The 6,790-nt window shown below is 43.2% G+C and carries 6 protein-coding genes; all 6 read right to left on the bottom strand.

Features of this window, described 5'->3' with window-relative positions; translation table 11 throughout:
• Window positions 1-425 (bottom strand): sporulation peptidase YabG (locus VK080_RS08245; RefSeq protein WP_324224292.1); only part of this gene is annotated, 425 nt, incomplete at its 3' end.
• A 146-nt stretch (window positions 426-571) separates the two neighbouring features.
• The gene (gene rsmA / locus VK080_RS08250; protein ID WP_324224293.1) at window positions 572-1,459 is read right to left on the bottom strand and encodes a 16S rRNA (adenine(1518)-N(6)/adenine(1519)-N(6))-dimethyltransferase RsmA; all 888 of its coding nucleotides are present in this window, start codon (window positions 1,457-1,459) and stop codon (window positions 572-574) included.
• Window positions 1,452-2,018, bottom strand: coding sequence for a ribonuclease M5 (rnmV, locus tag VK080_RS08255; RefSeq protein WP_324224294.1), 567 nt, complete (start codon window positions 2,016-2,018; stop codon window positions 1,452-1,454). Before rnmV ends, rsmA begins: the two co-directional genes overlap by 8 nt.
• A 244-nt stretch (window positions 2,019-2,262) precedes the next feature.
• Window positions 2,263-3,480: a ubiquitin-like domain-containing protein gene (locus VK080_RS08260; RefSeq protein ID WP_324224295.1), complete on the bottom strand. Its 1,218-nt coding sequence runs from the start codon at window positions 3,478-3,480 to the stop codon at window positions 2,263-2,265.
• 241 nt (window positions 3,481-3,721) lie between these two features.
• Window positions 3,722-4,498, bottom strand: a complete 777-nt coding sequence (locus tag VK080_RS08265) for a TatD family hydrolase (protein ID WP_324224296.1) — start codon at window positions 4,496-4,498, stop codon at window positions 3,722-3,724.
• A 310-nt stretch (window positions 4,499-4,808) separates the two neighbouring features.
• Window positions 4,809-6,767 carry a methionine--tRNA ligase gene (metG, locus tag VK080_RS08270; RefSeq protein ID WP_324224297.1) on the bottom strand — a complete coding sequence of 653 codons (1,959 nt, stop codon included), beginning with the start codon at window positions 6,765-6,767 and terminating at the stop codon, window positions 4,809-4,811.
• Window positions 6,768-6,790: the final 23 nt, after the last annotated feature.

Below are 6,790 nucleotides of genomic sequence, written 5' to 3' on the forward strand. Positions count from 1 at the left end.
TGCGGCATCTCCTTTTCATGGACATAGACACCATGCACCACAAGACCTACCCTGTTGTATAACTCAGTACATTTCCTGAGATACGTACGATCACCATCCACATGCAAAACTTTTGCCGGCAGCTGGAAAAAACCGGCTGTATGCTGATAACCGTCCCCTGATTGATACTCGCGTTTATCTTTCATTAATTGATAATCCTGGCGAAACAGTCGGTAGGAAGACGCTTCCTGCTCTTTTATTTTCTGTTTGAGTATTTTTAAATCCCGCTTCCCGATACGTACCAAATCATCCAGAGGCGCATCTGCCGCAAGACGCATATCTTCCCCGTGCAAGATGGCAGTATCCCCTGAGATTGCTGCAATACGGAACAATAAATCATGATTATGTGATTTTCGTGTTACACGTTCACCTGCTGTAAAATTCATAAATCCACCTCATAGCCTCTGATCCGGTGAAAAATAGGTCTCTATCTACAGGCTATGACGTCAGGGGCTGGCCTGTGCTTATTCATTATGAAAGAAAATCATGCAGGAGCATTTAAAAAGCCGTTGCCTCCAATTTGGCAACAGCTTTAGGCTCCGCTTTTGACTATCTTGTAAAATGTATTGGCCAACTCGGCAAACTCTTCCATGTCAAGGGATTCACCGCGTCGTGTTTCATCGATGCCAGCTTGCTTCAGCCCATTTGAAATGGTCCGGTTATCAGCTGCTGATTCAAAATGCCGGATCAAGTTATTCCGCAACGTTTTTCGCCGTTGTGCAAAACATGCTTGTACCATATCAAAGAAAAAATCTTCATCCACGACATGCACAGGGGCTTTTTCTCTCCTCGTCAATTTTAAAACGCTTGAATCAACATTTGGAGGTGGCATGAAAACGCTTTTGGGAACATTCATGACGACTTTGGCTTCGGTATAATACTGTACGGCAATGGACAGCGAACCGTAGCTTTTAGTATTAGGCTTTGCTGCCATCCGTTCGGCCACTTCCTTTTGAATCATGACCGTCAAACTGGCAGCCGGCAAATCTTCGCGCAAAAGTTTCATCAGGATTGGTGTCGTTATGTAATATGGCAGATTAGCAACAACATAAATTGGCTGACTGGGTTTAAACCGGGATTTCAACATGTCAGCTACATTTGCTTTTAAAATATCCTCGTTAATAATCTCGATGTTACCATATCTAGACAGTGTGTCATTTAGAATAGGAAGCAGGCGCTGATCAATCTCATAGGCGATCACCTTTTCTGCACTGACAGCCAGCTGTTCAGTTAAAGCGCCGATACCGGGGCCGATTTCAACTGCACCTGACCGCTCATCAATGCCTGCCTTTTGAATGATGTTCTTCAGGATATTTACATCGATGATAAAATTCTGCCCCAAACTTTTTTTAAAGGAAAAACCATAAGTCTCAAGAATCGCCTTTGTCCGTTTAGGGGTTGCAATCCATTGATTAATCATTGTTTTCCTCCTGAATAACCTGGTTCATCGCTTTATCAAATTGATTTTTCGTTATCTGGAACGTGTTAAGCCGGTTGAGCAGCTGCTTACCGTTCGTATGGCCGATTTGCAGTAATTCACCAAGGCGTTCCCGTCTAGCACTTGCTTTTGAACCGCCGATCAGGCCTGCAGAAATCAGATTTTCCCTTGAGATTTCAGAGTGGTCTTTTTGCGATATTGAATAAACACCCTGAAGTGCCTCTTGAATGGCTTCAGCCGATGCGTGTTCAATTCCAAGGCTCTTATGATCCGGATTTTTTGCACGAGCGGCATCACGGGGCAAAAATGCATGTTTGCACCCGGGGACAGCCTGATCGATGATATGGCGAATCCGATTACCCGGATAGTCGGGATCGGTAAAAATAATGACACCTCGTTTAGCTTGTGCGTGCCTGATCTGTTTTATAATGTATTTATTAACTGCGGAACCATTCGTCTCAATCGTATCCGCATCAACCGCCTGACGGATTTTGGATGTATCATTGCGGCCTTCCACAACAATGACTTCTTTGATTTTCACGTCAATTCCTCTTCTCTTAAAGTGAAACTTCATTCAGCGGAATTGATTTTTATCCCTCTGAATGTTAGGTGAACAGAATCGGGCATTTATGGTCAGTTGGCCGTCGTTTTTGGGCGGGTTACTGACCATTATATGCGAGGTAAAGTAAAGTGAATCTTTTTGGGAGTTCTTATATCCCCCAATTACATGCGTGATACAATAATGCCCCTGCCACTATACCATGACAGGCGCATTATATCATAACTTATTCAAGAACTTTGACTTTGACTGTTTTTCTTCCAAAACTGTTCGCAGCGCTTTTTGATTCGAAATGAAGATCGATCCGGTTCCCTTTGATATGTCCACCGGTGTCGCCGGCTATCGCATTGCCGTACCCTTCAACCCACACTTTAGATCCTAAAGGGATGACATTTGGATCAACCGACACAACGTTGGGATTTTCTTTTAAATTGATGCCTGTTGCTGTATTCCCACTCCCATTGCAGCCCAGACAATCAGTTGTATAGGCACTGGCATTCATATATAGCACATTGCCATTTTGGGCTTCATCATCCTTACGATTGCTGCTTTCTGACGATAGCGTTTTCAGGTTTTGTTCCTTTTCTTTCGTACCAAGTGCCACAATCCGTTTTTCACTTTCCTGTTTTACTTGCTTCTTGATTGTCTCGCGGCTGACCTCTTCACCGTTTTCTTTCGTTATTTCAACCGTTTTGACAAGGACACCTTCCTGCCCTTCCGCAATGACTTGCTCTTTTCCCTTTTCCAAGCTGTTATCCTTTCGTTTTTCAATTTCATATTCAATTGGTTCCTCCACTTTTTCTGTGGACTTTTCAACACGTGTTATCCTAATTTCATCGCCTTTGTTAACCGTTTTATTCAGAGCCGGTTTCACTTTATCCAATTCATCCAGAGCAATATCGTTGTTTTTTAATATTTGTTTAACACTTCCACTTGTCGTCGGTTCTATGTCAATTTCCTTCCCGGCATCAAAAAGCGTCACCTCAAACGCCTTATCAACCGAATAAACCATCTTATCGGTTATGTCAGCTGTATTGGAATGTGATGTTTCATCATGCTCGGTGATAGATATGTTTTGTTCTTCAAGGAATTCACTGATATTGTCAGCCGTTGTGTAGTAAACTTCTTCGTCGCCGTCAATCACGACGGTCAGTTTATTGGCTTCTTCGTATGTAATGGTCATGCCATCTTCAATTTCAGCATCTATGTTATGAGATAAATCATCATGATTGGAATACGTGATCCCTGTCTCTTCAAGCAGTTCCTGAACCGTATCTGCATGTGTTTTTATAGTTTGTTCTTCTCCATTATCAACAATGGCTACCTCTGCTTTGGTTGTTTCAGCAATAATAAATCCTGAAAAAACAATAAGTGCTAATAGCCCAATCCCGGAGAGGGTCCATTGCCAGGCTGATCTCGGCAAAAGATTTGAAAATATTCTCATCTTATTTTGCCTCCTTTCACCGCGACTTTGATTATATAGACATTACTATGCAATTACAACGAAGTTTCGTTTACGGTTCGTTTACAATTGAATTACAAAAAGTAACTATTGTATAACAGACTCCTTTATCCCTCGATATGAGCGCATGTTTAAAATAAAAAAAAGAGGCCGGCATCGTTGCCTGACCTCATCAAACGATCATCCTTTGGCTGTTTCAATTATGGACAAAATTCGACATACTTCATGCCTTTTTTTCGATATTAAAAAAAGTAAAGGCGTTTTCCGTTGTTCTATCACTAAGTTCCTCGAATGACATATCCCGTAGTTCGGCAATTTTCTCAGCAACCAATTTGACATACGACGGTTCGTTCCGTTTGCCCCGGTTCGGATGGGGTGCCAAAAATGGGGCATCTGTTTCAACAAGTAACCGTTCAAGCGGAACTTCGACTGCTACATCTTTTGGCAGTGTGGCATTTTTAAACGTTACGGGGCCACCGAGTGAAATATAAAAATTCATATCCAGGAAGGTTTGCACATATTCGGCTGAGTCGTTATAACAATGCATAATGCCGCCGACGTCACTTGCCTTTTCCTCCTGCAACAGCTCCATAATATCTTTGGTCGCTTCCCGATTATGAATGATAATCGGCATATTGACTTTTTTAGCCAAGGCGATCTGTTTTCGAAAAACTTCTTTCTGCACATCTTTCGGTGACTTGTCCCAATGATAGTCCAATCCCATTTCACCGATTGCCACCACTTTAGGATGGGCTGAGAGCTTCTCGATCCAGGCGAGATCTTCATCAGTCATATCCACCGCATCAACCGGATGCCATCCAACAGCCGCATAAATGGTTTCATATTCTTCCGCAATTTCAATCGCAAGTGGAATCGTCTGACGGTCAAACCCGACAACGACCATATATTTCACCCCGGCATCAAATGCACGCTGTATAGTCTCATCACGATCCTCTAAAAACTGATCTGCATTCAAATGGACATGTGTATCGAATAACATAACACCACTCCTTTTAGCACAGGAAAAGGTCAAACTCGGGTGAGCTGACCTCGCATTTTAAGCGCGTGTTCAAAAAGAGGATAAAAAGGACCGAGAATTTCGAGGCGGCGCAGTTTCGAGCACAAGAAAAGCTTCATTGAATTCACTTCGCACGCAGGAAAAGCGTTCTTCTTTTCCAAGGAGCGGGCTTCTAGCGTTTGTGGTGACGTCGACGTTCGTCACAGGACGTGTCGGTGATTTAGTCGAAGGTCCTCTCCTCTACCCCGACGTGTCATTTTTACCGGACTTTTTGAACAACATCTTAATATTTTTACTTTACGATTGAACCATTTGGCAATGATTGTTCAACAGAGGTCAGAACAACTTGCCCGCTGTCATCTTCACCGCAAAGAATCATTCCTTCAGATTTCTCCCCGCGGAGTTTGACAGGTTTTAAGTTTGTCACACAGATAACTTTTTTGCCAACCAGCTCTTCCGCTTTATAATACTCAGCAATACCTGAGACAACCTGCCGTTTATCAGTGCCTATATCCAGCTGAAGTTTCAGCAGTTTATCCGTTTTTTTCACCGGTTCAGCTTTGAGGACTTCGGCAACACGCATATCCAGCTTCATGAAGTCATCAATCGCGATTACTTCTTTTTGCTCCTGGACCTGTCTTTCTGACGCTTTCGTTTCCGGTGCCGGTTTTTGCATCATGGCCTTGATGGTTTCAACTTCCTTGTCCTCATCCAGGCGCGGAAAAATGGGTTTACCTTTTTGGACGCTGGTCCCCGCTTTAATTTGGTCGTTGTCATGAACACGATCCCACTCGTTTAACGCGGTGTCATCCAATCCAAGCTGCCGGAAGATCTCTTTAGGTGCTTCGGTTAAAAATGGCTGCAGCATAATAGCTATTTTACGCAATGATTCGGCAAGATGGGCCATCACATTGCCGAGCCGCTCTTTATTTGCCTCATCTTTTGCCAGGATCCATGGTTCTGTTTCATCAATGTATTTATTGGTGCGGCTGATCAGCTGCCATAGTGAAGAAAGTGCCACCGAAAACTGCATATTGTCCATGGCGTTTTCGACTTTTTCAATCGTTTCATTTTGCAGCTCTTCCAGTGATTTTTCAATGGCTGTTTCTGATGCGATATATGCCGGCATCTTACCATCAAAGTATTTATTGATCATCGCAACCGTACGATTCAATAAATTCCCAAGATCATTGGCCAGATCGTAATTTGTCCGTTCTACAAAACCTTCCGGGGTGAACACGCCATCGGATCCAAATGGAACTTCACGCAGCAGATAATACCTTAGTGCATCAAGTCCATACCGGTCAGTCAGCTGAATCGGATCAACGACATTTCCTTTTGATTTGGACATTTTGCCGTCTTTCATCAAAATCCAGCCATGGGAAAAGACTTTTCTCGGCAGCGGCAGATCCAATGCCATCAGCATGATCGGCCAATAAATGGTATGGAAACGGACAATTTCCTTGCTCATCAGGTGTACATCTGCAGGCCAGAATTTCTGATACAATGAATCGTTATCCGTACCATAACCCAATGCTGTAATATAATTTGTCAGGGCGTCGATCCAAACATAGATAACATGTTTCGGATCGCCTGGAACTTTAATGCCCCAGTCAAATGTTGTCCGCGATACGGCCAAATCTTCAAGCCCCGGTTTAATAAAATTATTCAGCATTTCATTTTTTCGGGTTTCCGGCTGGATAAAATCCGGATTCTCCTCATAAAATTGGAGCAGCCGGTCAACGTACTTGCTCATTTTAAAGAAATACGATTCTTCTTTCACTTTCTCAACAGGTTTGCCGCAATCCGGACAATGCCCGTTGTCCAATTGACGCTCCGTGAAAAACGACTCACATGACGTACAATACCAGCCTTCATATTCATCCAGGTAAATATCCCCTTTTTTCACCAGCTTGTCAAAGATTTGGGCCACCACTTTTTTATGCCGTTCCTCCGTTGTCCGGATAAAATCATCATTGGTAATTTTTAACTTCTTCCATAAACTTTGAATCCCACTGACAATATCATCGACATATTCCTGTGGTTCCATGTTTTTTTCCTGCGCTTTTCGCTGTATTTTCTGACCATGTTCATCAGTCCCGGTCAGGTACATGACGTCATAGCCGCGCAGCCGTTTATAGCGTGCCATGGCATCACCGGCAACCGTTGAATAGGCATGTCCGATGTGCAGATTGCCGCTTGGGTAATAGATTGGGGTTGTTATATAGAATGTTTTCGTTGTGTTTGGCATGGGCTTTCCTCCTTCATCATTAT

This window comes from Lentibacillus sp. (assembly GCF_035301925.1).
Classification (GTDB): Bacteria; Bacillota; Bacilli; order Bacillales; family Amphibacillaceae; genus Lentibacillus.

What these genes read in the sequence shown, in the direction of transcription:
- rsmA (WP_324224293.1), bottom strand. Translation starts at nt 1,459, where the DNA reads ATGATTAATCAATGGATTGCAACCCCTAAACGGACAAAGGCGATTCTT.
- VK080_RS08260 (WP_324224295.1), bottom strand. Translation starts at nt 3,480, where the DNA reads ATGAGAATATTTTCAAATCTTTTGCCGAGATCAGCCTGGCAATGGACC.
- VK080_RS08265 (WP_324224296.1), bottom strand. Translation starts at nt 4,498, where the DNA reads ATGTTATTCGATACACATGTCCATTTGAATGCAGATCAGTTTTTAGAG.
- metG (WP_324224297.1), bottom strand. Translation starts at nt 6,767, where the DNA reads ATGCCAAACACAACGAAAACATTCTATATAACAACCCCAATCTATTAC.